The 25362-nt window shown below is 67.2% G+C and carries 22 protein-coding genes and 1 pseudogene; 11 read left to right on the top strand and 12 right to left on the bottom strand.

Going from position 1 to position 25362, the window contains the following annotated elements; translation table 11 throughout:
• Positions 1-2: 2 nt before the first annotated feature.
• A complete protein-coding gene (locus QBJ89_RS02715; protein WP_277979008.1) occupies positions 3-3206 on the bottom strand; it encodes an efflux RND transporter permease subunit in 3204 nt (1067 codons plus the stop codon).
• A 6-nt stretch (positions 3207-3212) separates the two neighbouring features.
• Positions 3213-4406: an efflux RND transporter periplasmic adaptor subunit gene (locus QBJ89_RS02710; RefSeq protein ID WP_277979007.1), complete on the bottom strand. Its 1194-nt coding sequence runs from the start codon at positions 4404-4406 to the stop codon at positions 3213-3215.
• A 45-nt stretch (positions 4407-4451) separates the two neighbouring features.
• Between QBJ89_RS02710 and QBJ89_RS02705 the strand changes: the two genes are divergently transcribed.
• Positions 4452-5117, top strand: coding sequence for a TetR/AcrR family transcriptional regulator (locus QBJ89_RS02705; protein ID WP_277979006.1), 666 nt, complete (start codon positions 4452-4454; stop codon positions 5115-5117).
• A gap of 116 nt (positions 5118-5233) precedes the next feature.
• Here QBJ89_RS02705 and QBJ89_RS02700 read toward each other — a convergent pair whose 3' ends face one another.
• The 3 genes and pseudogenes from QBJ89_RS02700 to QBJ89_RS02690 all read right to left on the bottom strand — a co-directional run.
• Positions 5234-5671 (bottom strand): hypothetical protein, encoded by a 438-nt coding sequence (locus QBJ89_RS02700; RefSeq protein WP_277979005.1) that lies wholly within the window; start codon positions 5669-5671, stop codon positions 5234-5236.
• Positions 5672-6101: 430 nt separating this feature from the next.
• Positions 6102-6419, bottom strand: coding sequence for a hypothetical protein (locus tag QBJ89_RS02695; protein WP_277979004.1), 318 nt, complete (start codon positions 6417-6419; stop codon positions 6102-6104).
• Between the two features lie 108 nt (positions 6420-6527).
• Positions 6528-7058, bottom strand: a pseudogene (locus QBJ89_RS02690) (IS6 family transposase); the annotation flags it as partial.
• 185 nt (positions 7059-7243) lie between these two features.
• On the opposite strand from QBJ89_RS02690, the gene QBJ89_RS02680 reads away from it, so the two are divergent.
• Positions 7244-7471 (top strand): hypothetical protein, encoded by a 228-nt coding sequence (locus QBJ89_RS02680; RefSeq protein WP_277979001.1) that lies wholly within the window; start codon positions 7244-7246, stop codon positions 7469-7471.
• Positions 7472-7632: 161 nt separating this feature from the next.
• Here QBJ89_RS02680 and QBJ89_RS02675 read toward each other — a convergent pair whose 3' ends face one another.
• On the bottom strand, positions 7633-8238 hold the full coding sequence (locus QBJ89_RS02675) for an FMN-dependent NADH-azoreductase (RefSeq protein ID WP_277979000.1): 606 nt from the start codon (positions 8236-8238) through the stop codon (positions 7633-7635).
• A gap of 89 nt (positions 8239-8327) precedes the next feature.
• On the opposite strand from QBJ89_RS02675, the gene QBJ89_RS02670 reads away from it, so the two are divergent.
• Positions 8328-8705, top strand: coding sequence for a winged helix-turn-helix transcriptional regulator (locus QBJ89_RS02670; protein WP_277978999.1), 378 nt, complete (start codon positions 8328-8330; stop codon positions 8703-8705).
• A 111-nt stretch (positions 8706-8816) separates the two neighbouring features.
• Here QBJ89_RS02670 and QBJ89_RS02665 read toward each other — a convergent pair whose 3' ends face one another.
• Positions 8817-10088: a sensor histidine kinase gene (locus QBJ89_RS02665; protein WP_277978998.1), complete on the bottom strand. Its 1272-nt coding sequence runs from the start codon at positions 10086-10088 to the stop codon at positions 8817-8819.
• Between the two features lie 67 nt (positions 10089-10155).
• Positions 10156-11541, bottom strand: coding sequence for a sigma-54-dependent transcriptional regulator (locus tag QBJ89_RS02660; protein ID WP_277978997.1), 1386 nt, complete (start codon positions 11539-11541; stop codon positions 10156-10158).
• Between the two features lie 225 nt (positions 11542-11766).
• Here QBJ89_RS02660 and QBJ89_RS02655 point away from each other — a divergent pair, with 225 nt between their 5' ends.
• From QBJ89_RS02655 to QBJ89_RS02635, 5 genes are read left to right on the top strand one after another with little or no spacing between them, the layout of a single operon-like run.
• The gene (locus tag QBJ89_RS02655; protein ID WP_277978996.1) at positions 11767-12075 is read left to right on the top strand and encodes a UrcA family protein; all 309 of its coding nucleotides are present in this window, start codon (positions 11767-11769) and stop codon (positions 12073-12075) included.
• 49 nt (positions 12076-12124) lie between these two features.
• On the top strand, positions 12125-13363 hold the full coding sequence (locus QBJ89_RS02650; RefSeq protein ID WP_277978995.1) for an efflux RND transporter periplasmic adaptor subunit: 1239 nt from the start codon (positions 12125-12127) through the stop codon (positions 13361-13363).
• Positions 13364-13373: 10 nt separating this feature from the next.
• Positions 13374-14054, top strand: coding sequence for an ABC transporter ATP-binding protein (locus QBJ89_RS02645; protein ID WP_277978994.1), 681 nt, complete (start codon positions 13374-13376; stop codon positions 14052-14054).
• Positions 14055-14062: 8 nt separating this feature from the next.
• Entirely contained in the window at positions 14063-16504 is a 2442-nt protein-coding gene (locus QBJ89_RS02640; protein WP_277978993.1) for an FtsX-like permease family protein, read from the top strand.
• On the top strand, positions 16497-17744 hold the full coding sequence (locus tag QBJ89_RS02635) for a TolC family outer membrane protein (protein WP_277978992.1): 1248 nt from the start codon (positions 16497-16499) through the stop codon (positions 17742-17744). Before QBJ89_RS02640 ends, QBJ89_RS02635 begins: the two co-directional genes overlap by 8 nt.
• 217 nt (positions 17745-17961) lie before the next feature.
• Here QBJ89_RS02635 and QBJ89_RS02630 read toward each other — a convergent pair whose 3' ends face one another.
• Together QBJ89_RS02630 and QBJ89_RS02625 are read right to left on the bottom strand one after the other, a co-directional pair.
• Positions 17962-18387: a LysR substrate-binding domain-containing protein gene (locus QBJ89_RS02630; protein ID WP_277979171.1), complete on the bottom strand. Its 426-nt coding sequence runs from the start codon at positions 18385-18387 to the stop codon at positions 17962-17964.
• A gap of 550 nt (positions 18388-18937) precedes the next feature.
• On the bottom strand, positions 18938-19330 hold the full coding sequence (locus QBJ89_RS02625) for a BLUF domain-containing protein (protein WP_277978991.1): 393 nt from the start codon (positions 19328-19330) through the stop codon (positions 18938-18940).
• Between the two features lie 597 nt (positions 19331-19927).
• On the opposite strand from QBJ89_RS02625, the gene QBJ89_RS02620 reads away from it, so the two are divergent.
• The 3 genes from QBJ89_RS02620 (at position 19928) to QBJ89_RS02610 (ending at position 23021) form a co-directional block, all read left to right on the top strand.
• Positions 19928-20134 carry a TOBE domain-containing protein gene (locus QBJ89_RS02620; RefSeq protein ID WP_277978990.1) on the top strand — a complete coding sequence of 69 codons (207 nt, stop codon included), beginning with the start codon at positions 19928-19930 and terminating at the stop codon, positions 20132-20134.
• A gap of 1 nt (position 20135) precedes the next feature.
• Positions 20136-20507 (top strand): winged helix-turn-helix domain-containing protein, encoded by a 372-nt coding sequence (locus tag QBJ89_RS02615; protein ID WP_277978989.1) that lies wholly within the window; start codon positions 20136-20138, stop codon positions 20505-20507.
• A gap of 111 nt (positions 20508-20618) precedes the next feature.
• Positions 20619-23021: a TonB-dependent receptor gene (locus QBJ89_RS02610; RefSeq protein ID WP_277978988.1), complete on the top strand. Its 2403-nt coding sequence runs from the start codon at positions 20619-20621 to the stop codon at positions 23019-23021.
• Between the two features lie 248 nt (positions 23022-23269).
• Here the strand turns inward: QBJ89_RS02610 and QBJ89_RS02605 are convergent, their stop codons facing one another.
• Together QBJ89_RS02605 and QBJ89_RS02600 are read right to left on the bottom strand one after the other, a co-directional pair.
• A complete protein-coding gene (locus QBJ89_RS02605) occupies positions 23270-24127 on the bottom strand; it encodes a transglutaminase family protein (RefSeq protein WP_277978987.1) in 858 nt (285 codons plus the stop codon).
• Complete coding sequence (locus QBJ89_RS02600; RefSeq protein WP_277978986.1) at positions 24124-25191, bottom strand: extracellular catalytic domain type 1 short-chain-length polyhydroxyalkanoate depolymerase; 1068 nt, start codon at positions 25189-25191, stop codon at positions 24124-24126. Before QBJ89_RS02600 ends, QBJ89_RS02605 begins: the two co-directional genes overlap by 4 nt.
• Positions 25192-25362: the final 171 nt, after the last annotated feature.

Genomic DNA, 25362 nt, shown 5'->3' with positions numbered 1-25362 from the left:
ACTCAGACTCCCTGCGGCGTGGGCGCATGCTCGCGACCATCGTCAATGTCGCGCTCACTGCCGTCCGGCCGGTCCTGCGCGGCGGGTTCCGCCTTGCCGCCCTTGCCGAACAGCCGGAGCACCACCACGAAGAACATCGGCACGAAGAAGATCGCCAGCACCGTCGCCGACAGCATGCCGCCGACCACGGCGCGACCGATGGCGTTCTGCCCGCCCGCTCCGGCTCCGTTCGATACCGCCAGCGGAAACACGCCGAAGACAAAGGCGAGACTGGTCATGAGGATCGGTCGGAGTCGAAGCTTCGCCGCCTCGATCGCCGCATCGAAGGAGTTCAGTCCCTCGCGCATCTTCTCTTCGGCGAACTCGACGATGAGGATCGCATTCTTCGCCGACACGCCGATCGTCGTGATCAGCCCGACCTGGAGGTAGATGTCATTGTTCAACCCGGTCAGCCACGCCGCGAGCAGCGCGCCGACAACGCCAAGCGGTACGACGAGCATCACCGAGATCGGCACCGACCAGCTCTCGTAGAGAGCCGCGAGGCAGAGGAAGACGATCAGCAGCGACAGGCCGTAGAGCGCCGGCGCCTGCCCGCCCGAGAGCTGCTCCTCATAGCTCAACCCCGTCCAGTCGAGCCGCGTCCCGGGCGGCAGCTTGGCCTGCATGTCCTGCATGGCCTTCAAAGCCGCGCCCGACGACACGCCCGGCGCGGGTTGGCCGAGTATCTCCATCGCGGGTTGTCCGTTGTAGCGCGTCAGCTGCATCGGGCCCTGGCCCCAGGACAAGTTGGAGAAGGCGGTGAACGGTGCCATGCTGCCACTCGCGCCGCGCACATAGAGGTCGCCGAGATCCTCGGGCGACATGCGGTACGCCGCGTCCGCCTGGATATAGACCCGCTTCACGCGTCCACGATCGATGAAGTCGTTGACGTACGAACCGCCCCAGGCCGACGCGATCGTGTTGTTGACGTTCGAGAGATCGAGACCCAGCGCGCGCGCCTTGTCCTGATCGACGTCCACCTTCAGCTGCGGCGCGTCGTCGAGCGCGTTGGGGCGCACGCCGACGAGCGATTTGTTCTGCGACGCCATGCCGAGCAGCTGGTTGCGCGCGGCGAGCAGCTTCTCATGGCCCAGTCCGCCGTCGTCGACGAGCTGGAGATCGAAGCCGGTCGCGTTGCCGAGCTCCTGCACCGCCGGCGGGATCACGGCGAAGATAAGGCCGTCGTTGTAGCGCGCGAAGGCGCCCATGGCGCGGCCGATGACCGCCTGCGCCTTGTTCGCCGCACCCGGCCGGTCCTTCCACTCCTTCATCGGGATGAAGGCGATGCCGCTGTTCTGCCCGACGCCGGCGAAGCTGAAGCCGTTGATGGTATAGACGCCGCGGATCGCGTCCTTGGCATCGCCGAGGAACTGATCGCGGATGAGGTCGAGCCCCTTCTGGGTACGCGCCGTGGTCGCTCCCGGCGGGCCCTGGACAAGCGCGATCATCACGCCCTGGTCCTCGTCCGGCAGGAAGCCCGTCGGCAGGCGCATGAAGAGGAACGCCATGCCGGCCACGATCAACGCATAAGCGATGAGCGAGCGACCCCAGCGCCGAGCCGTCGAGCGAACGCCGCGCTCATAGCGCGCACGGCCCCGATCGAAGCGGTCGTTGAACCAGCGGAAGAAGCGCGCGAGCGGGCCCGTTCCCTCCCCCTTGTTCGGGTCGTGCGGCTTCAGGATGGTCGCGCAGAGCGCCGGCGTTAGGATCAGCGCCACCGCCACAGACAGGATCATCGCCGACACGATCGTGATCGAGAACTGGCGGTAGATGACGCCGGTCGAGCCACCGAAGAACGCCATCGGCAGGAACACCGCCGACAACACCATCGCGATACCGATCAACGCGCCGGTGATCTCGTCCATCGACTTCCGCGCGGCCTCGCGCGGCGACAGATGTTCGGTCGTGATCAGACGTTCGACGTTCTCGACCACCACGATGGCGTCGTCGACCAGCAAGCCGATCGCCAACACCATGCCGAACAAGGTCAGCGTGTTGATCGAGTAGCCGAAGGCGGCGAGCACCGCGAACGTGCCGGTCAGCACCACCGGCACCGCGATCGTGGGAATCAGCGTCGCGCGGAAGTTCTGCAGGAACAGGAACATGACCAGGAAGACGAGAACGACCGCCTCGATCAGCGTCTCGACCACCTGCTCGATCGAGAGGCGCACGAACGGCGACGTGTCGTAAGGGAAGATCACCTTCACGTCGGACGGGAACTGCTTGGCAATCTCGTTGACCCGCTCCTTGACCGCCACGACGGTGTCGAGCGCGTTCGCGCCCGGCGCGAGCTTGATGCCGATGCCCGATGCCGGCTTGCCGTTCCACTGCGCGGAGAAACTGTAATTCTCCGCACCGATCGCGACCCGCGCGACGTCGCCGAGGCGGACGACCGATCCGTCCGGATTGCTCTTGAGCCGGATCTGCGCGAACTGCTCAGGCGACGTGAGCCGCGACGACACCGACACGGTCGCGTTGAGCATCTGCTCCTTGGGCGCCGGCTGCGCGCCGATCTGCCCGGCCGATACCTGCGCGTTCTGCGCGGTCACGGCGGTGGTCACGTCGGACATCGTCAGCGCGAAATTGTTGAGCTTGAGCGGATCGACCCAGATTCGCATGGCATATTGCGAGCCGAAGATCTGGGTGTCGCCGACGCCGGTCACCCGCGACAGCGGATCCTGGATGCGCGAGGCGACGATGTCGGCGAGATCGTCCGCGTCGTGCTTCCCATTCTCGGAATACAGACCGACGAACAGCAGGAAGTTCTGCGTCGCCTTGGCGACGATGATGCCCTGGCGCTGGACCTCCTGCGGCAGCAGCGGAGTCGCCGCCTGCAGCTTGTTCTGCACCTGCACCTGCGCGATGTCGGGATCGGTGCCCTGCTCGAAGGTCAGCGTGATCGTCACGGTGCCGGACGAGGAGGACGACGACGAGAAGTAGCGAAGGTGGTCGATCCCCTTCATCTGCTGCTCGATGATCTGCGTCGTCGTGTTCTCGAGCGTCTGCGCGTCCGCGCCCGGGTAGTTGGCGGTGATCGAGACCGCCGGGGGCGCGATCGCGGGAAACTGCGCGATCGGCAGGGTGCGGACGGCCAGGATGCCGACGATGAGGACCATCGCCGCCAGCACGTAGGCGAAGATGGGACGATCGATGAAATAGCGTGACATGGCCGATTACTTCGCCTGCGCCTGCGCCGGACCCGACTGCGGCTGACCGCCGGCAGGCTTGGCGTTGGGATCGAACGGGTGCCCCCGCACCGGCATCCCCGGACGCAGCATCATGCCGCCTTCGACGATGATCTTGTCGCCCGGATTGATGCCGCCGGACACCAGCCAATTCTCGCCGATCACCCGGCTCGCCTGCAGGCTTCGCACCTGGACTTTGCCGTCGTTGCCGATGACCATGACGGTCGCCTGGCCCTTCTCGTCGCGGCCGACAGCCCGCTGGGGCACCAGGATCGCCTTCTGAGCGGTTCCCTGCGCGAGCGAGGCGCGGACGAACATGCCCGGCAGGAGCAGCCCGCCGCTGTTCGGGAAAAGCGCCCGGATCACCTGCGAGCCGGTGGTCGGATCGACCGTGACGTCGGCGAATCGGAGGCTGCCCTCCGGCCCGTACTCGCTCCCGTCCTCCAGCTTCAGCTTCACCTTCGCGTTGCCGTTGCGGGTCAGCTGGCCGCTCATGATCTGCCGGCGGAGCTTCAGCAGATCCGCGCTCGACTGCTGAATGTCGACGTAGATGGGATCGATGCGCTGGATCGTCGCGAGCGGATTCGCCTGCGCCGCCGACACCAGCGCGCCGGTGGTGAAGAGCGACCGACCGATCCGGCCGGTAATGGGAGCAGTGATGGTGGTGCGGGCGAGATCGATCTGAGCGGAGCGCAGCGCCGCCTGCTGCGCGGCGACGTCGGCCTGGGCCTGCGCAGCCGAAGTCTGCGCGTTCTCGTATTCCTGCCGCGCGATCGCATTGATCTTGACCAGCTCGCCGTAACGACGCGCCAGCGCCCCGCTGGAAGCGATGCTGGACCGTGCCCGTGCGAGGGCGGCGCGGGCGCTTGCGACCTGCGCCTGGTACGGCGCGGGGTCGATGCGGTAGAGCGCCTGCCCCTTACGGACGACGTCGCCTTCGACGAACAGGCGCGCGAGCACGAGCCCGTTCACCTGCGGGCGCACCTCGGAAGTCTCGAAGGCGGTCGTGCGGCCCGGAAGCTCCGTGGTGAGCGCGACCGGCTCCTCATGGGCGACCACGTAGCCGACCGGCGGCGGCGCCTGGGGCGCCTGCTGCTGCCCCTTACCACCGTCACCGCACCCAGCGAGCGCGAGCAGCGCGCTTGACGCCAACACACAGCCGGTCAGCCGCTTCGAGACCATGACACATTCTCGCTTGATAAATTGTAAGGGAGCGATCACTTCCAGATGGCGTGGTTAGCCGCACTGCACAATAGCGTCAACCTGAGTGACAAAGGTATTCCATTGCCCGTCGTCGAACGAACCCGTCGGACGCGCGCCGAGCAGCGCCGCCAACATGTCAAAGAGACGGCCCGACGCCTCTTCGTGGAGCATGGCTTTCACAACACCGGAATCGCGTCGATCGCGCGTGAGTCCGGCGTTGCGGTGCAGCAGCTGTACCGCGACTTTCCGGCCAAGGAGGACATCATCGCAGCGATCGTGGAGGACGACTGCAAGAAATTCGCCGATCTGGCCACCCTCGACAAGGCGCTGGCGCTGCGGAGCCGTGATGGCGTGCGCGAATGGCTCACCTCGGCCACCAGCCGCGAGGATGAAGAAGGCGATCGCCTCTTCCTCGAGATCGCCGCCGAGGCTGCCCGAAACGACCGGATCAAGCAGATCTTCCTTGGTGTTCGCAGTATGATGTTCGACAACATCGGCAGGGCCTTCGCCGGCCTGACGGGCGGCGGCGCGGTGACCGAGGAGCATCATCTGCTCGCGGAAGCGTTCATGATGATCTCTATCGGGTCCGTCTTCACGCGGATCGTAGGCGCCGACATGGTCGGACCAGCGAGCAGCAGATTGGTCGCGTGCCTTCTGGCTTCGGTGTGCGACGACGCGGTCTCCGGCTGACGAAGCGCTCGTACGAGCATCGCGACGTCGGGCACCCGACAGAGCGCCGGCCATGCGCGCGAGCGTCCACGTTGGGAACGAAGCCGGCAGAAAGCGGGACGAAGCAACCGCAGGAATCAGCGCGCGCCCACCCGGCGCAAACGGGCCTTGCTGACGCTAGCAAGCAGCAGCTCGTAATGGTCGTTGGTATAGCCTGCGGCAACGAACGCCTTCACCGCGCTGACCGGGACGGCAAAGCCCTGATGCCAGGCATAAACCGCCAGCCGCCTAAGCGCCTCCAGCTTCGGATCGGCCAGCCGGGGATTGGGTCGCTGACCGAACAGCACGCCCATGGCACTGGCCATCCTGCCCGGCGTGCGCAGTGACGACAGCCGGTCGCGGCGCGCCAGCGAGACCACCAGCCACTCCAGTGCGCTAAGCGAGGCGTCGTTGACCACAGGGCTCGAGATGCCGGCGCCGGAGCCCGTGCGCTGGGCGTCGGCGGCCGAAGAACGCTCGACCTTGATGCTCGTCGCAGAGCAACCGAACGCCGAGGAGAAGTCGATAAAGGCCATGTGATGTCTCCCCTCGCAATGGCAGCGAGCCATCGCCCCGCCCCGAGCAACGCACCCAGGGTAGCGACGAACGCTGCACATGTTGAAAGCGATCGCAACGTCGTCGAGCAACGCGCGTTCGCACCTGCATACCATCTTCGCACCGCCACCAGGGTGCGCCACATCATCTATACTGGGCGGTATAGAACCGGGCGCTGCCGCCGTCAATTCATTATGTACCGCTCGGTAGCACATTTTTTTCCTGAGACGCTCAGCGCTTCGGCCACAGCATCATACTGGTCGTCACCGCTTGCTCGAGCTCAGCCCGGGTGGCGCCCAAGCCGGCCTGAACGGCCATCCCCCGGCAAAAGGGGGTGAAGATACTGGCAGAGCGCCTGTGGTGTTATAGTCTCCGACAGTTCACCTGCCTGTCGCGCCTGTTCGAAGCGGCTTACCACGCCGCCTGCGCCGAGGCGCGTCGAGCGATCACGCCCTTCTTGATGGATTGCTGCTCGCCTCCGGGCGCGGTTGAGCGGATCACACCCGGGCAGCCCTTCGGCCTGCCGCTGTCACACTGCACGGCTCCAGCGCCTCGTCGAAAATACTCCGCCACAGCGCGGGCGGTCGGCTGATCAAGCGCGATGCGCGTGTGCGCCAGCTTCTCGGCCTCGTACAGGTCGAGTGCCTTGTGGAAGAGTGCTTCCTTGTCGCCACATGCTGAGCACAGGCTGGACTTAGTGATGCCCCTTGCGGCCGCCAGATCAGCCATAACCTGCTTCGACCTGAGCTGCTCCGCTTGCTAGCCCACTCTGAGCCTGACAAAGTCGACGAAGTGACGTTCGTGGTTGAGGTTTTTGTATACGTGGGCTTGGACTTAGGCGAACTTCTGTAAGGTCCGCATCTGCCGAAACCGCAGCATCGCTCGTTCTCGTCGCCTGAACGGCAGGTGGAATTTCTCCACCCGGTCGTTAGCCCAGCGGCCCACATCCTGCTTATCGCGCGTGCCGAGCTCGGCCAGTGCAGCACCGTAGGAGCGCAGACCATCAGTGGTGATCGCCTCAGGCGAGCCGTGGCGCCTGAGCGCCTTCTTCATGAAGACGAGCGCTGCCTTCTTGTTGCGCGTCTTGGTGACGTAGCTCTCGAAGATCTCTCCCTCTTGATCCACCGCTCGCCACAGGTCGACCATCTCACCGTTCAGCTTCACGTACATCTCGTCCAGGTGCCAGCGCCAATGACGGAAGCCGCGCATGCGGCTCACCCGCTGGCGCCGCACCTCGTCCGCGAATAGCGCCCCGCACCTGTTCCACCACAGCCTCACCGTTCAATGGCAAATGTCGATTCCGCGCTCGAACAGCAGGTCTTCCACGTTCCGAAGCGGCAGCCGGAAGCGCACGTACATCAGCACCATCAGCCTGATTACCTACGGCGAGGAGTTGAAGTAGCGGAACGGCGAGGCTGGCCGACGTGGGCGAGGCATGCTCCTCCCCTACCCCGCCCATTGCCGCACGTGCACTAGCTCTGACAAATGCCTTAAAGCTCTTGCAGATCATTTTTCTATGAAGGTGTCCATGATACAAGCCGGGCGGCCGCAACGTGATCGTCGATCATGTCGCTGCCTCGGGCACAGGCACCGCCGACGCCCAGACGCTGCATCGGATCGAACCCGTAGCCGTCCGCGTCGAAGTCGAAGCCGCCGGCTTCGTCTTGGAGGCGGAGACTTCCCTGCTCGCGAACAGAGACGATCTCCTCTTGCTCAAGGTGTTCGATCCAGCGATTAAAGGCCACACCGATCGCTTTGCATACTGGTTCGTCAGACCATAAGCGTGTGCTCGACCGTGGCGCGCGCTCCGTTAGCACGATGTTAGCTCGACGATGAGCGCCATGGAAGTCGAGCACGATCCGCAAGCCGCTGTTTGTTCAGGTCTCTCCCGAAGTGGCCAGCCCCGGCCTGATCTCCGTGGCTGGCGTCGCTGTCGACTTGGTCAGGCGGCGATCGCCTCGACTTGTTCAGCGGCGCTCGCCATCGCGGCTTGATCCTGCTCCGGCCCGTAAGCGATGCCTTCCGCTCGGATCACCTCGACGTCGAGAATGCCGAGAAAGTTGAAAATCGCCTTGAGGTAGGTCGATAGATGGTCATACGCGGCGAACGGCCCGTGCGAGTAAATCCCGCCCGATGAGAGGACGAGATAGACCTTGCCGCTCAGCAACCCGCGTGGCCCCTCGGCCGTGTAGCTGAAGGTCTGACCGGCGATCGCCACGTGATCGATCCATGCCTTCAACGTCGAGGGCACTGTAAAATTGTACATCGGCGAGCCGACCACCACCACGTCCGCCGCCTTGAGTTCGTCAACAAGAGCCTTGGACCGGCTGATGGTCTCGGCCAGCTTGGGGTCCCCGGTGTTCTCGGCCGACCAGGCATGCCGGATCGTCATGTCCACGTGAGGAAGCTGGTTGGCAACAACATCGCGGTACACGATCGTCGCACCGGGATTGGCAGATTTAAGTCGCTCAACGAGTTGGCTGGAGAGGCGGCGTGTATGCGAGGCAGCGCTGTCGCTCGCACTGGCATCGATGTGGAGAATGTTCATAGGTCCGCTCCGGTCTGGAAAAGTGACCTGGCCTAGCTATGAGACCTCTGATCTCACGCCAAGAAGGCACTTTCACAGGACGTAGTCACATGAAGCTGACCACCCCCGAGCCGATCCACGTCGAATGCAAAAGGTTCAGCGGTGTTCTCAGTCTTATCGGCGACAAGTGGACCGTGATGATAGTGATGACGCTGACGGAGCGGCCGCGGCGCTTTAACGACATCAAGCGCACCATCGGTGGCATTAGCCAACAGATGCTCGCCCGAACGCTGCGAGCGCTTGAACGCGATGGCATGGTGACCCGCGCCGTCCACCCAACCGTGCCGCCTCAGGTGGAGTACACCCTCACCGCTCTTGGCCGGTCGTTGGCCGCTCCGATCCGCGAACTCGGATCCTGGGCCGGCGCACACATTGCTGAAATCGAAAGCAACCGGTCGGCTTTCGATGAGGTGAAAGATCGTCGATAGCTCGCCAAAACCAATCCGACTGCGCCTTGGCAGCGTCGCTACGAGCGGCGAGACGGACTCAATACCCGTTACTCAGGTCGTACCGACCACTTCCCAACTCCCGACGTCCGCTCACCTCGATTTTGACAAACCTCTTGGCGCGAGCGGAAGCACGAGCTCGACATGACCGGGAGGCCCGGGCTGGGCGCCGATCTGACCGCCGTGAAGCAACACCACCTGACGCGCAAAGCTGAGGCCAATCCCGGTACCCTCCGTCTTCGTCGTGAAGAACGGGAGGAAGACGTCATGGACGAGCGACGGAGGGATGCCCGGCCCGTCGTCCTGCACGACGAGCCGGACTTGGCCATCCGCTGTGGGCGTCGCCGTCACCGTGATCGACGCCGTCGGCGCGGCCGCCTCGCCCGCGTTCTTGAGCAGGTTAAGCAACACCTGCGACAGCAGCCCACGGTCACCGCGCAGCGCCGGTAGGGCCGGCGCGACCGTGAGCGCGAGCGTCGCCCCCGCACCCGCCGCACTGGCGCTAAACAGCCGCGCCACCTCGTCGAGCAACTCTACCAGATCGACCGCGTCCGCCGCGATCACCGGTGCCTCGCTGAACTGACGGTAGCTGCCGACGAACCGCTCCAGCTCGCCCGCGCGCCGCGCCAGCGCCGCGGCGGCGAGCCGCGCGTCGGCGAGATCGGCGCCGTCGTCCGCCATCGCCGCGGCGACGAGCTGCGCGAGCGAGGTCACCGGCGTCAGCGAGTTCATGATCTCATGGGTGAGGACGCGGACGAGATCCACTTGCGCCGCCAGTTCGGCACCATCGAGTTCGGCCTGGATCACCTTGCAGGCGACGATACGTCGCGGCGCGCTGCCGGGCGTCTCCAGCAGGGTCACGTCGACCGCCACCCGCTGCGGCAAGCCGCCGAGCGCGAGATGCGCCAGCCGCGCCGGCCCCGGTGCGGTGCGAACGACCGCGTCAGCGAAGTCATGACCGTAGCGCACCAGTGCTTCCGCCGGGCATGGCGTCTCGTGCCCGAACAGGCGGCGCGCCGCCTTATTGGTGAAATGTACCCGGCCGTCCTGTTCGACCAGCAGCAGGGCCACCGGCGCGCCATCGACCAGCGCCTCTGCGAAACGAACCTTGCCGAGCGTCGCGGCGCGCTCTCCGCGCAACCGTGCCACTGCGCGCTCATAGGCGGCACCAAGATCGTCGAAGCCGGCCCCGCGACGCGGGCGCGCAAAGGATTGGCTGAGATCGCCCCGCTCCAATGCGGCGACGAAGCGCGCAAGCTCGGCGTTGCCCTGATCGATCAGCCGCCACACCGCCGCTCCCGCGGCGACGGTGCCAACGGCGCAGAGCAGCGCCGCAGTCGGTGCGCGCCACCACGCCACCAGCACCGCGGTCAGCGTCGCGAGGGCAAGAAACAGCGCGGCGCGCAGCGCAAGGCGCAGCGCGAGGGAATGGCTAGAGACCGTGCTTCTCCATCCGGCGGTAGAGCGCCCCGCGCGAGAGGCCCAGCGCGGTCGCAGCGAGCGAGATGTTGAAACCGTTCTTCCGCAGCGCCTCCTCGATCACCTGCCGCTCGACCCGATCGAGGTTGAGCTCGCCGCCGCTCTGCGGCGGTGACGCGGTTGGTCCGGCGATGGCCGGCGCGCCGCGGGTGAGCGGGAAGTCGGCCACACGATAGGCGTCGCCCTCGGCCAGGATCACGGCGCGCTCGGCGGCATGGCGCAAGGCGCGGACGTTACCGGGCCAATCATGGGTCACCAGAGCGGCAAGCACCTCGGCCGGCAGCGTGCGAGCGGGCTTTGCGTAGCGTGCGGCGTAACCGTCCAAGAAGCGCGCGAGCAGCGGCGCGATGTCGTCGCGCCGTTCACGCAGTGGTGGCAGCTCGATCTCGACGGTGTTGAGGCGGAACAACAGGTCCTGGCGGAAGCGCGCCTCGTCGCCCAGTTCCGACAGCGGCAGGTTGGTGGCGGAGACGACGCGCACGTCGATGTCGACCGGCGCGTTGGCGCCGACCGGGGTGACGCGGCGCTGCTCCAGCGCGGTGAGCAATTTGGGCTGGAGGTGGAGCGGCAGGTTGCCGACCTCGTCGAGGAACAGCGTCGATCCGTTCGCCGCGGCCAGCCTCCCGGGCCGGTCGGCCCGCGCGTCGGTGAAGGCGCCCTTGACGTGGCCGAAGAGCTCGCTGTCGAACAACGTCTCGGACACCGCCCCCAGATCGACCGTCACCATCGCCGTGCCGGCGCGGCGCGAAAGGCGATGCAGCTCGCGCGCGACCAGCTCCTTGCCCGTTCCGTTCTCGCCCAGAATCATCACGTTGGCGTCAGTCGGCGCGGCCTTCTCGATCAGCGAGCGGACGCGCGCCATTGCCGGTGAGTCGCCCAGCAGCGTCGAGCCCGTCGCCGCCGCGCCCGCGCCGGTGTCGCGGCGCGAGCGGCCGAGTGCCGCGGCGTTGGCAACGGTGGCGAGCAGCCGGTCGTTGTTCCAGGGTTTGGAGACGAAGTCGGTCGCGCCCTGCTTCATCGCCGCGACGGCGACGGCCACGCTGGTATGAGCGGTGATCATGACCACCGCGACTCCGGGATCGGCGCGCAGGATTGCACCGAGCCAGCGGAAGCCCTCAGCCCCGTCCGTCGCACCGCGGGCGTAATTGGCGTCGAGCAGGACGGCGTCATACGCTCCCGCGGCAATCATCGCTGGCGTCTGATTGGGCTTGGCGGCGGTCTCGACACGGCGGAACAGCCGCCCAAGCAGCAACTTGGCCGAGAGCAGGATATCTTCGTCATCGTCGATGACCAGACAGCGATCGAAGCGGGGCGAGTCCATGGAGCTAAGTGCGGGCATGTCCGCCAGCAGATCAAGATGCATGCCAAAGAGGAAAGACGAGGCGCAGGGTCGGGCAGCGTGTGCGACTGTCCGCTCGCGGACGCAGGATTGTCCGAGAATGGACACAATTTGAGTAGAGGCGCCCGCGCCGTGCGACCCCACCCTCGACGACAAGCAGTTGGCACGGTGCCTGCAAAGTTTTCCTGCGTCGACGCCAACGCCGGCGTGAGAAGGAGAAAGCTCATGATCACCAACGCGCAACGCGCCCTATGCTCACTGTTGAGCATCGCCGGCGCCGTCACGCTCGTTCTCGCCGCCGCCCCCGCGACGGCGCAGTCGAGCGAGGTCGAGCAGATGCGTACCGCCCATGTCAGCTACGCCGACCTCGACCTCGGTCGACCGGCCGGCCGCGCAACCTTCGAGCGTCGTCTCGCCGGCGCGGCCAGCCAGGTCTGTGCCGCCAGCGTGTGGCAGCGCTACACCGTCAACCCGACGTGCCGCCAGCGTGCGCTGGATCGCGCCCGGCACGCCGCGGGCATCGTCCGTGACTGATCGCGCGCTCTCGGCGGCTGATGGCCCGCGCGCCGGGAGCGGCGCCGGGATGGACCGTCGCGTCACGTCTCGTGGCCGCTGGGCCGCGAAGCGATGGCGTCGGTCCGCGCTTGCCACCGGGGCGGTCGCGCTGGCTCTCTTGGTCTGGTGGTGGCTGCCCGCGGCGGGCTCCGCCAATGTCGCGCTCGCCGACGTGCAGACCGCTGCGGTGCGCCGCGCTCCGTTCGACGACATCGTCCCGACCCGCGCCACCGTCGCACCCCAGCTGACCACCTTGGTGGGCGTGGTGCAAGGCGGCCAGGTTCAGCGTCTGCTCGTCCAGGACGGCGCCGCGGTGACCGCTGGTCAGCCGCTGGCGACGCTCGCCAACCCGCAGCTCCGGCTGGATATACTGACCCGCGAGGCGCAGATTGCGAGCCAGCTCGGGCAGCTCTCCGCGGAGGACCTCAGTCTCGAGCGCGGTCAGCGCGACCGCGACACCCAGGTCGCCGGCGCCGACTATGATCTCATCAAGGCGCGGCGCGACCTGATCATCCGCGAGCAACTCCATCAGCAGGGCTTCCTGTCCGACGCTGGCCTGCGCAGCTACCAGGAGGAAGCGAGCTACCAGCAACGCCGCTCCCGCCAGCTCCACAGCGCCGAAGGCGCCGAGCGCGGCATCGCCAACCTGCAGGCGCGTCGCCTCGCGGACACGCGCGCGCGGCTGTCGAGCAATCTCGCGGCGGTGCGCGACGGCATGGACTCGCTGACTCTTCGCGCGCCCGCGACCGGGCGGCTGACCAATTTCACGATCCAGCCCGGCCAGTCGCTCAAGCCGGGTGATCCGGCGGGGCAGGTCGACAGCGAGGGCGCGTGGAAGCTGGTCGCCGACGTCGACCAATATTTCCTCGGGCGGGTCGCGCTCGGCCAACGCGCGACCGCCGAGCGCGCGGCGCTGAGCGTCAGCAAGGTCCTGCCCGCGGTCACCGACGGACGCTTCCGCGTCGAGCTAAGGTTCCAGGCACCGCCGCACGGGCTGAGCCGCGGCCAGGCGATGGACGCGACGATCGTGCTGGGCGCGCCGCGCGCCACGATCGTCGCACCCGTGGGCGGCTGGCTCGACAGCGACGGTGGCGCCTTCGCCTACGTGCTCGACGCGGGCGGCCGCCATGCCGCCCGGCGCGCGATCAGGATCGGGCGCCGCAACACCGACCTGGTGGAGATCCTCTCGGGTCTCGCGCCGGGCGAGCGGATCGTCACCTCCGACACCGGGGGCTTCAACAAGGCCGCCACCATCAACCTGAGCTAGGGGAATATTCGTGATCGAGCTCCGGGCTATCCAGCGCCGCTACACCTCCGACGAGGTGGAGACCACCGCCCTCGCCGACATCAACTTCTCCGTTAGCGCGGGCGAGTTCGTCGCCATCATGGGGCCGTCCGGCTGCGGCAAGTCGACCCTGCTCAACATGCTCGGCACGGTCGATCGGCCGTCGGCCGGGCAGTATCTGTTCGAGGGCCGCGACCTGGCGAGAGAGGATGAGACCGCGCTGGCGCAGTTCCGCGCGCGCACGCTCGGCTTCGTGTTCCAGAGCTTCAATCTGATCGACGAGCTGACCATCGCCGAGAACATCGAGCTAGGCCTCGCCTATCGCCGGGACGGTCGCGGCAATCGGCGCCAACGCGTCGAGGCAGCGATGGACCGCGTCGGCATCTCGCATCGGGCGCGTCACTATCCGCACCAGCTCTCGGGCGGCCAGCAGCAGCGCGCCGCGATCGCACGCGCGATCGTCGGCGATCCGAAGCTGATCCTCGCCGACGAGCCGACCGGTAACCTCGACACCGAGAACGGCGCACAGGTGATGGGCATCCTCGATTCGCTCAACCGTGCCGGTGCGACGATCGTCATGGTCACTCATTCGCCTGCGCACGCCGACCTCGTCGGGCGCCGGATCGACATGCTCGACGGGCGCGTGGTCGCCTCGGTCGCGCGGCAGATCTGAGCGCCGACATGGATCGCTTCGCTCTCGTCGCCTTCTGGCGCTCGCTCACCCGCCACCGCCTCTATGCCGCGCTCAACATCGGCGGCCTGGCGCTCGGCATCGCGGTGTTCCTCGTGCTCGGCCTCTACGTCCGCTTCGAGACCTCCTACGAAAAATGGCTGCCGGGCTGGCAAGACCTGTATCTCGTGGGCGGGGCGGGCACCGGCGCACCGGAGGATGCGGCCCATACGCAGAACTCGCCTGTCGCCGCGTTCACCGCGATCCGCGCCGACCTGCCCGGCACCATCGGCACGCGGGTGGAGAGCCGCGACATCGCGGTGGTCCAGAACGGCGTCGGCGTGCGCGAGCGCCTCGCGTCGGTCGACCCGGACGTATTCGCGGTGTTCCGGCTGAGCCCGGTCGCGGGCGCGTTGCCCCGTTCGTTCCGCGATCCCAGCCAAGTGGTGATTACCGCGCGCACCGCCGCGAAATATTTCGGCTCTCCTGCCGCTGCGCTGGGCGGCACGCTGCCGGTGACGAGCCGCGGCCAGCAGACCAATTATCGCGTCGTCGCGGTCGTCCCCGACCTGCCCGACGCGTCCGAGCTGCGCTTCGACCTGATCGCGCCGATGACCTACTCGGAGTCGCCAGCCGATCCCGCTTATAAGTCCAATCACCAGTGGAACTACAACAGCGTCGAGACCTTCGTCCGGCTCCCCGGGCAGGCGGCGGCGGACCGGTTCGCGGCGGCGCTGCCCGCGCTGGCGGCGCGCCACGTCACCAACGAGACGCCCGAGGTCCCCGACTATCGATTCGCCTTCAACGTCCGCCCGATCGCATCGCGCCATTTCGAAGCGCCCGGCTCCAGGCTGATGGTGGCGACACTCGGCATCATCGGGTTCCTGACGCTGCTCGTCGCGGTGGTAAACTACGTCAATCTTGCCACCGCGCGCGCCGGGCTGCGCGCGCGCGAGGTGGGAATGCGCAAGGTGCTCGGCGCCGATCGCGCCACCCTGATGCGTCACTATCTCGGCGAGGCAGTGGTCACTGCGCTGGTCGCCGCCGCGCTGGGGCTCGCTCTCGCCGAGCTGGGCGTGCCGCTGATCAACGCGTCGACCGGGCTGACGCTCTCGATCCGCTACGTCGGCGCCGATGGCGTGCTGCTGCCGCTGCTGCTGCTTGCGCTTTTGGTGGGGCTGACGGCGGGCCTCTACCCGGCGATCGTGCTAGCGCGCGTCCCGGCCGCCGCGGTGCTGGCCTCGGCGCGCGGCCCGGGCGGCGGCCGCGCTGGCGCGCGCGTCCGCGAGGGGCTGGTCGTGTTCCAGTTCGCGGTGACGATCGCGTTGATCGTCGGCACCGCGGTGCTCGTCGCGCAGACGCATCACGTCCGCAGTGCCGACGTCGGCTACGACCGTCAGCAGCTGCTGCTGGTCCGCTCCTACGCCAGCGCCAGCCTCGACGAGGCGCAGCGCACCGACCTGCTGCGCCGCTTCGCCGCACTGCCGGGCGCGCGATCGGCGGCAGCGGGCACCAGCGTCCCCGGCATCGGCAATTATGTGTCGGCAAACACCTATGAGGTGCCCGGCGTGCCCGGGTATGGGCCCTCAATCGAGTTCTACTCGGTGTCGCAGGGCTATTTCGAGACGCTGCGTGCGCGGCTGCTCGCGGGGCGGCTGCTCGACCCGGCGCGCCCGGCCGACCGCGACCCCGACCTCGCGCAGGACGGATCGAACACGAACGCTCCCGCCAACGTGGTGATCAACCGGGCCGCCGCGCGCGCACTCCACTTCGCCTCGCCCGCCGCCGCGATCGGCCGGACGGTGGGGCCCGCCGAGGGGCCGCGCACGATCGTCGGCGTGATCGAGAATATGCGGGTCGATTCGGCGCGCCGACCGGTATCGCCCACGCTCTATCTCCTGTCGGCGCGCACGGTGAAGAACGGCATCGCCGTGATCCGCTTCAACGGCGACCCCAGGGCCTTTCTCGAGCGCGCCCAGGCCGAGTGGCGCTCGACCGTGCCGCGGCTACCGTTCGACGGGTACACCGCCGTGCAGGCGCTCGACCGGCTTGGCAAGTCCGACCAGCAGATGGCGAACCTGTTCGCGATCGGCTCGATCTTGGCGGTCGGGATCGGGTGTGTGGGGTTATGGGGCCTCGCCTCCTTCACCACCGCCCGGCGCACACGTGAGATCGGCGTGCGCAAGACGCTGGGGGCGACCTCGAACGACGTTGCCAAGCTACTCGTCGGGCAATTCCTGCGCCCGGTGCTGCTGGCCAACGTGCTCGCCTGGCCGCTCGCCTGGCTCGGGATGCGCACGTGGCTCGCGGGGTTCGACGATCGGATCGCCTTGTCGCCGTTGTTCTTCGTCGGGGCGGGCGCGCTGACGCTGGTGATCGCTATTGCGACCGTGATGTCGCAGTCGATCCGCGCGAGCCGCGCTACCCCGGCCTGGGCGCTGCGCCATGAGTAAGCGTCTGCTGCTCGCTGCCGCCGCGCTCGCGGTCGTCGCCTCGCCGGCGCGGTCAGAGACCCTCGCCGAGGCCGTCCGTGCCGCCGCCATCAGCAGCCCGGTACTCGCCGCAGCGAGAGCCCGACAGGAGGCCCGCACCGAGCTACCCGAGCAGGCGCGAGCGCTCGGCCGGCTCACCGCTGCCAGCGAGGCGGGCGCCGGCTACGACCGTTTCTACGGCGGCAGCAACACCGCCGGTGCCGTGGCAGTCGATATGCCAATCTGGACCGGCGGGCGAGTCCGCAGCGCGGTGCGGGCGGCGAGCGCCGACGCGGCCGCCGGCGCGCAGGCGCTGCGCGACGTCGAGGCGAGCGTCCTGGTCGAGGTAGTCGCGGCTTATGCCGAGCTGCTGCTGCAGCAACAATCGGTGGCGATCGCCGGGGCGCAGATCACGCTCCTCGAACGGCAGGTCGCCGAGGCGGAAGCTCGGTTCCGGCTGGGCACAGGCACACAGACCGACGTGATGCAGCTGCGTGCGCAAAGGGAAGGCGCAACGGCGACGGAGCAAAGCGCGCGTGCAGCGCTCGCGGCCGCGGAAGCGCAATACCGTGCCTTGGTTGGACGCTCCCCCGGACGGCTCGAGCAGCCCGCCGCAGCGCTACCCGGCTTGCCCTCCAGCGCAATGGCGGCACGCGAACGCGCCGCTCAGTCCAATCCAGGTGTAGCCGCCGCGGCATCGGATGAGCAGGCAGCCCGGGCGCGGGTCGAGCAGGCCCGCTCCGAGGGCGCGCCGTCACTCGGGTTCGGCGGAAGCTATGGCTACGGCTACGCATTCGGATCGCGCGACGGTGCGCTGCGAGCGGCGAGCGCGGGATTCACCGTTCGCCTGCCGCTGCTGACTGGCGGCCTGGTGGCGTCGCGCGTGCGCGCCGCGGCGGCGGACGCACGCGCCGCCGGCTTTGATCATGACGCTGCGGAGCGCGAGGCGGTACGCACCGCCGACACCGCCTGGGCCAACGCTGCCGCGGCGCGTGCGCGTGTCGACGCGGGGGAGCGCGCGGTGGCCGCCGCCACGCGTGCGCTGGAGGGCGTTCGCGCGGAATATTCCTTGGGGCTGCGGTCCACGCTGGACATTCTGATTGCCGATCAGAGCCTGCGTGGCGCGCAGCTCTCGTTGGCCGGCGCGCGCAGCGACCTGCTCGTCAACCAGGCAGCGCTCTTGCGCGCTACAGGCGCCCTCGACGCCAGCATCTTTGGCTAAGAACTGTGACCACCGCTGCGTCACAGTCGAGCTCGGCGCGTGCCTTGAAGGCGGAAATAACAGGACCAGTACCAGTCACTCAGGGCCTCCTGCCCTCCTCCCAAATGCGGCCGCTCGTTCTTCTCCCACGTGAAGATCCGAGCGCCGACGCGAAGACGGTCGCATGCGTCAGCGGCCTATGGAATAAACAGGCTGCAAGCCTCCAGGTTCAACCGGCTCAACGTGTCGGCGAGATCCGCTTGGCTCGCGCGTCTGCCCGATCGACTTCGAATCGGCGCTTGCCGCCCTCGCCTCTCGTGCGGACGACATCGGCTCCCGCGCGCACGGCCGACAGTATGCCATCTGCGGTGTCGTGCTCCATGGCGACGGCTGCCTCCGGGTCATTGGTCGCTAGCCACTCGCGATAGTGGCGCCGCACGGCGGGCTCTCCGCCGGCGATCAGCACGTGATCGGCAAGCTCCCGCCGGTTTCTCGGCTGACCGCGCTCGGCCGCATCGGCGCGACTGCAGTACACGCTGCACTCGTCGACGGCGACCCGACGCGCGATCAGCCCGCCGCCCTCGGGACGTACGCACAGGCGCAACGCGATGTCCGCGCCGCCCGCGGCGAGGTCGTGCAAAGCGTCCGTGTTGTCGAGTTCGATCCGAACCGCCGGTTAGACTCGAGGGAAGTCGCGCCGCATCGGCGCGAACGTGGTCGTGGCGTCAATCTCCGGCATGGTGCTACGACCGACACCGCTGACCTCGCGGACCGAGGTTTTCGCCGTCGGCGACGCGCTCGGCCGCCTTCGGAAGCTCGAGGGCAACGGTCAACAACGCGTGCCCTTGGTCGGTGAGCCGGTACCCGGCGGCACGCACGGGATAGAGCCACTTCCGCCGGGTTGTGGGGGAGCACATCCCAGACCGCTTGTGCCGCCTCCGTTCGAGGAACTCCCCGCGGGCTACTTTGCCTCTCACCTAGGCGTAGCTACCGCCTCGGCTTTATCGGCGAACGTTGAGCCACGGGCTTGACGTTTTCCAGCTTAGCCACAAGCTCGTCGAACACGCCATCATACGGGAGCGGAAATAGGCGCTTGAAGCCTGTCCCGAGAACGGCCACATCCTGCTCGGTTATAAAACCAACCGCCACAATCCGCTCAGAGGTCACACCAATCTCCCGTCGGAGTACCAACGGTCGGATGCGAGTTCAGTGCCTTAGCCGCTTTTCAGATCCCAGCCGCCGGTGTCTCGAAAAAAGTAGTGATGCAGATCGGGAGAGAACCGCTCGAGCCGGCGACGCAGCCTCCAGATGGCATCATCCGAGGGGTGATCGGGGTCGCACAACTCCATGCTCCAGTAGGCGAAGTCTCGCTCGTTAACCTCACGATCGCTGATGACCGTAAGGCTGTGATGCCGCGGGTCAGCCATAACCCTGGCGAACGTGGCAGCAACGCTCGTTGCGGGGCCTTCGAGCACCTGGAGGAACGAGTGGCCATCGTAGAACATCACGCCGGTGATGCCGTCCATGCCGTTGTTCCGCTTCGCGGAGGCGATAATCTGATCGATGTCCACGTCCATGCCGGCTGCGGCCTGGCTATGGTAGAACACTTGCCGAAGAGGGTCATCCTGCACAGGGTGCTGATAGCCTCCGGATCCCTGTGCGGCAAGCGGCGGTCTCCTTCTGCACCAGCGCAGCCAAGCTAGCTTAGCCTAGTTCCGCAGCACGGCGGCGAGCCGGCCGACGGTATGCTTGGGACGCCGGCACCCGCTGTTACCGACCCGTGAGTTTTTTCTCACTGCGGTTGTCCGCGCGCGCCAAAGTGGCAGAGGCGGATCGTCCTCGCTCGATAACCCGCTCGTTGTGGGGCGCGCCCTCGGTGCCCCGCGCCGCTCCGCCGCGACAGAGTCGGCGATAGTTCTCGATTGCAAGCGAAGCAGAGAGGGTGAGACCCAGAGGTGATCGTTTGCCGCGAACCATAAGCGGTCACTCAGGGGCAATTGCCCGCTTCCAACTCCGGCGTTCATTCACAGCGGTCCCAGGTCCTCTGTAGATGCCTCATAAAGGTCCGGTTCGCCTGGTCGGGAGGATTGCGGCCAGACGAGTTTCGGGTACCTCTGCGCTCTTGCGACAAGGGTGGCGAACGTCCTGCGGCTCAGGCACGATCATTTGGCCAGCCGAAGTTGGCATAAACATGAGGAGCTAAGATGAAGCTGAGTGCCCGCAATCAGATTTCCGGTAAGATCACCTCGATCACACCTGGTGCCGTCAACGGCTCGATCAAGGTCGACATAGGAAGCGGCAACATCGTCACTGCAAGCATTACCGAGGAGGCGATTCAGGAGCTTGGCCTTGCCGAGGGGGACACGGTTACAGTCATCGTCAAGGCTAGCGACGTAATGATCGGCAAGTGAGATGAAGATCGGCCCGCTATGGCTGAAGCTCCAGATCGCCTGCGGCGATGCGCTCGCTTTAGGACCCGGCAAGGCCGATCTCCTCGACGCTATCGGTGCGCACGGGTCGATCACGGCCGCGGCACAAGCGCTTGGCATGAGCTATCGCCGCGCCTGGATGCTCGTCGACGAGATGAACCGCTGCTTCGAGCCGGCTTTGGTCGAGACGCTGAAAGGCGGCGGACGCGAGCGCGGCGCCCGGATCACGTCCACCGGTCAGGCTGTTCTTGATGCATATCGCGAGATGGAGCGAGAGGCAGGGCGCATCGCCGATCACCCGGCCTATGACCGGCTGCGCTCTCACCTGCGCGACCAGCCCCGCCCGCAGGATTGATGCCAAGACGATAAGACACCTGAGCACCTTGACTATATACGGCAGAATATCGCCTCGATATACGGCCGGACACAATGCCGCGGCCACGACCGCGAACAGGGATGTTCCACGATGTCGACGCGTCTCGCAGTGTTCCTGTGTGCGGTAGCCATGCCTGCGCTCAGCCCATCCGCTCTGGCGCAGAACATGCCCGCCCCGACTGAGACGACTACCGACGGCACGTTGGCTGAACGCGACGCTGACGGCCTGCCCGACGTCACCGTGACCGCCCGGCGTCGCGCAGAGGATGCCCAGCGCGTGCCTGCCTCGCTGTCGGTCGTCGGCGGGGATCTGATTGACCGAAGCTACACGGTGAACACGCAGGGGCTGACGACGCTGATCCCCAGCCTCAACTACTCGTCGGCTAACCCGCGCAACACCGCCTTCACGATCCGCGGGCTCGGCTCCAGCGTCGTCGCGGTGAGCCAGGCCAATGACGGGCTGGAGCCCGGCGTCGGCTTCTACGTCGATCAGGTCTATCACGCGCGGCCCGCGACGGCAGCGTTCGACTTCGCCGACATTGAGCAGGTCGAGGAGCTGCGTGGACCGCAGGGGACGCTGTTCGGCAAGAACACCACCGCCGGCGCGCTCAACATCACCACGCGCGCACCCAGCTTCACGCAGGAAGGGTTCGCCGAGCTGTCCTACGGCGAGTACAACTTCGCGCAGGCGAAGGGCTGGGTCTCGGGGCCGATCACCGACAACATCGCCTACCGGGTGTCGGGCGTGTCGACGCGACGCGACGGCGTGATCGACAATGTCCGCACCGGACGCGACACCAACACGCTCGGCACGCAGGCGGTGCGCGGGCAGCTGCTGTTCAAGCCAGACGACGCGATCCAGATGCGGCTAATCGCCGACTTCACCAACTTCCAGGCCTATTGCTGCGGACAGGTATATCTGCGCACGGGCACCAGCCTGCGATCAGCCGGTCGACAGTTCGGCGGCCGGAGCGGGCTCGCCGCGCAGTTCGGCTACGCACCCGCCAGCACCAACCCCTACGACCGAAAGACCGACATCGACGGCCCGCTCGGCGTGGACACCAACGAGGGCGGCGTCAGCGCGATCACCGACTGGAACCTCGGCTTCGCCACGCTGACCTCGGTCAGCGCCTGGCGCTTCTGGAACTGGGACGCGGAGAACGACCGCGACTACACCGGCCTGCCAGTGCAGCTGTCGCAGCACATTCCCTCCCGGCAGGATCAATACAGCCAGGAGCTACGGCTCGCGTCGAACGGTGACGGCCCGCTGTCCTATGTCGTCGGCCTCTACGGCTTCCGTCAGCGGCTCACCGGGCGCCCCATCAGCATCTACGGACCCGCCGCGGCGCGCTACCTGATCGGCACCACCACGGGCGCCAACAACACGCCCGTGCCGTCCAACCTGCTCGACGGCTACGGCCAGGACGGGCGGACAGACTTCCGCAGCCTCAACTACGCCGCCTTCGGCGAGGTCAATTATCGGATCGTGCCCGCGGTCACCGCCACGCTGGGACTGCGCTACACACAGGAGGACAAGGACGGCTATTATACGACCACCGTCTCCGGCGGCCCCGCGACCACCAGCACGGCGCTGATCAACGCACGGCTCGGCGTGCTGCGGCCGCAGAGCTACGAGGCGCATGACAGCGACGGCAGCCTGTCGGGTCGCGGCAATCTCGCCTGGCAGGTGACCGGGCAGACCATGGCCTATGCGAGCTACGCGCGCGGCTTCAAGTCGGGCGGGATCAACATGTCCGGCCTGCCGCTCGACAACGCCAACCAACCGGTGCTCGCCACCGCGGTGGTGCGGCCTGAGCGCAACGAGACCTATGAGGTCGGGGTCAAGAACACGCTGTTCGACCGCCGCCTGATCCTCAACCTAGACGCTTTCTACACGAAGGTGCACGACTTCCAGGCGACCGTGGTCGAGAACTCGCTGACGCAGACGGTGCAGCTGCGCGGCTACCTCTCGAACATCCCCGAGGTGACGGTGAAGGGTGTCGAGGCCGACGTCACCGCGCTGATCCTGCCCGGCCTGAGCGCGCGCACCAGCGCCGCCTATTCCGACGGCGAGTACAGCGACTATCCCGCCGGCCCCTGCCCGCTCGAGGTGCAGACCGCAGCGACGACCCAGTGCAGCCTGACGGGGCGCCGCCTCGCCTCGCTGCCGCGCTTCGCGATTACCGCCGGGCTCGACTATGTCCGCCCGCTCGGTGACGGCGCGCTGACGCTCCATGTCGATACCGCGTCGCGCAGCGGCTATAACGGCGACCCGAGCCTGTCGCGCTTCACCTACATCCGCGGCTACAATCTTACCAACGCCAACATCGGCTACCGCTTCGCCAGCGGACTGGAATTGATCGTCTGGGCGCGCAACCTGCTTGATGCTGACTACATCCAGAACCTGACGATCCAGGCGGGCAACTCCGGGCTGATCCTCGGCAGCCCGAGCGACCCGCGGACCATCGGTGGCACGCTGCGCTTGCGGGTGTAGCGCTGTCCACCAAAACCACCGGGACCAGAACTCACTGCCGGTCAGTGAGGGCCACTTGTCCACCGTCCACCTTAGGACCTTCGTTCATCTCGGCGTTTGAGCCTCCTCGCCCTGCCGTGCAGCTGTTCGGCTGGCGAATTTGACAGGTTAGCTGAAAGACTGTCCTCGGCGCCGATGCGGCTTTACGGCGCTCGCTCAGTAGGCTGCTGTTGTTCCTTATGTTGAGCAGCTATGAGGCTGCGACATCTTCATGCGCTCGCCTTCACGACGACGCTCGCCTCCATGCCGGCGAAATCGGAAGCATCGCCAAGGAAGCCGCCGACAACGGGCAGCACTGCCTCACTGGTCACGCCCACCGCCGTCGCGACCAGCCCGGCACTGCCCATTCGGCGCTGGGTAGGGTCAAAGGCGATCCAGCCGGCGCCCGGCAGAAAGACTTCGCACCAGGCATGGGTGGCGCCGACATCCCCGGCCACGCTCCCGGGATCAAACAGGTAGCCGGACGCCGCCCGCGCTGCGAAGCCCAGCCGCCGCGCCGCCCACAAAAACAGCGCCGCCAAGTCGCGGCACGATCCGCTGCGCAGCGCGAGGGTACGCGACGGCGGCTGGGTGCCTTCCTCATCGCGGGTGCGATACGCGATGGCGATGCCGACAGCCTCGTTGAGTGCATTCAGCAGCATCAGCGTGTCGTCCGGAGCGGTCGCGCGAAAGCCGGCGAGCCACGCTGCCGCCACAGCGTCGTCCTCACCTGCGGGGTCGAGCAGCCCGGCGCCGAACAGCGCGAGATCGCCGGGTGCGTAAGCAAACGGATGACGAAATACAGCCGGGTCGAGCCGGAAGATCGGATAGGGGTCGGCGGCGTGGAACACCTCGTGCTCGGCGAGGATCGTCAACGCCAGTGCAGCGTCGGGGATGAGTGCCAGCGCGACGGTGTTGCCAGCAGCGTCCTCGCTCCAGACCAGCTCGGCGGCGGGGTCGATCGTCACGGCCGACGAGATCGTGGTGACGTCGCGGCCCGGCCTCGGAGTGATCAGCAGGCGATGATCGAGGAAGCCAACCGGCCGGGCATAGCGGTAGATGGTGACATGCCGGATGCGCAGCCTCACCGCCTGATCAGGCCGGCGGCGAGCAGGGCGTCGTTGATCGTCGCCGCTGGGTCGAAGCGCGCGGGCGACGCGGGCGCGATCGCGGGCGCCTCGGCGGGCCGGGGCGGCGCAACCGCCGGAACGATGCCCCATGCGGCCGCGATGCGGTAGGTGGAGGAGATGCCGGCGTCGAGCATATGCGGCCCGGGTGTGCCGCAGGCCTCGTCACCGCGGATCGCCAACGGGGTGCCATGTCCCATGCCCGCCACCGCGTACTCTTCGATGACGGCGCGGCCGGCGGCGTCGCGCCAGATCCGGTGAACGTACCCGGCGACCCGCTCGCTCGTGTCCGGTTCGCCGACGCCGTGGAGCCCGCGCCACTGGTCGACGATCATCGCGGCGTTGACAGCGTCGACCGTCGCGTCGCTGCTGCCGTGCCAGACCGACACGGCCGGCCACGGCCCGCGATGCGGCGATGCCGTCCGTATTCGGTCAACGAGGCTTGCGCGATCATGGCCGCGGCCGCGCATCCGCTCCAGCGCCTCGGGCACTCCGCGCGCGGTGCCAAACGGCAGCCCGGCAATAATCGCCCCACCCGCGAAGAGCTCGGGATGGCAGGCCAGCATCGCCGAGGTCATCGCCCCGCCCGCCGACAGGCCGGTGACGAACACCCGCGCGGGGTCGAGCCGGTGGCGTTCGACCGTGGCGACGACCATCTCGCGGATCGACTCGACCTCGCCGCTACCGCGCCGCGCGTCCTCTGGCGAAAACCAGTTGAAGCAGAGATTGGGGTTGTTCGCCCGCTGCTGCTCGGGAAACAGCACAGCGAAGCCGAACCGATCGGCGAGTTCCGACCAGCCCGAGCCGTGGTCGTAACCCGCGGCAGTCTGCGTGCACCCGTGAAGCACGACAACCAGCGGGGAGTGGGCGGAAAGGCCGCCTGGCACGTACAAGAGGGCGCGCAAGGCGCCCGGATTGCTGCCGCTACCTTCCAGCGGCGCGAGATTGTTGTCCGATCCGTTGGTACGAAGGATGGGCAGCGAACGATTCGTGAGGCGAGCGATCGTGTCGGAAATCGAGTGCATAAGATGCTCCTTGCCGGCAGTGAGGAGCAACGGACCTGCGATGCGACTGCCGCCCACGCGATCATTGTGCGTTGCAGCATAGTTGGGGCGTCCGCGGTGCTCCTGCAAGGTGACGCCCGTGCGAAGGGCCAATCCGGCCATCCAGATGCGGCGTTTGAGCGTTGCCCGGGT

Source organism: Sphingomonas phyllosphaerae, from assembly GCF_029623345.1.
Taxonomy (GTDB): domain Bacteria; phylum Pseudomonadota; class Alphaproteobacteria; order Sphingomonadales; family Sphingomonadaceae; genus Sphingomonas; species Sphingomonas phyllosphaerae_C.
The sequence above is the reverse complement of the archived record's forward strand: the minus strand, read 5'-3'. Positions and strand labels throughout refer to the sequence as shown.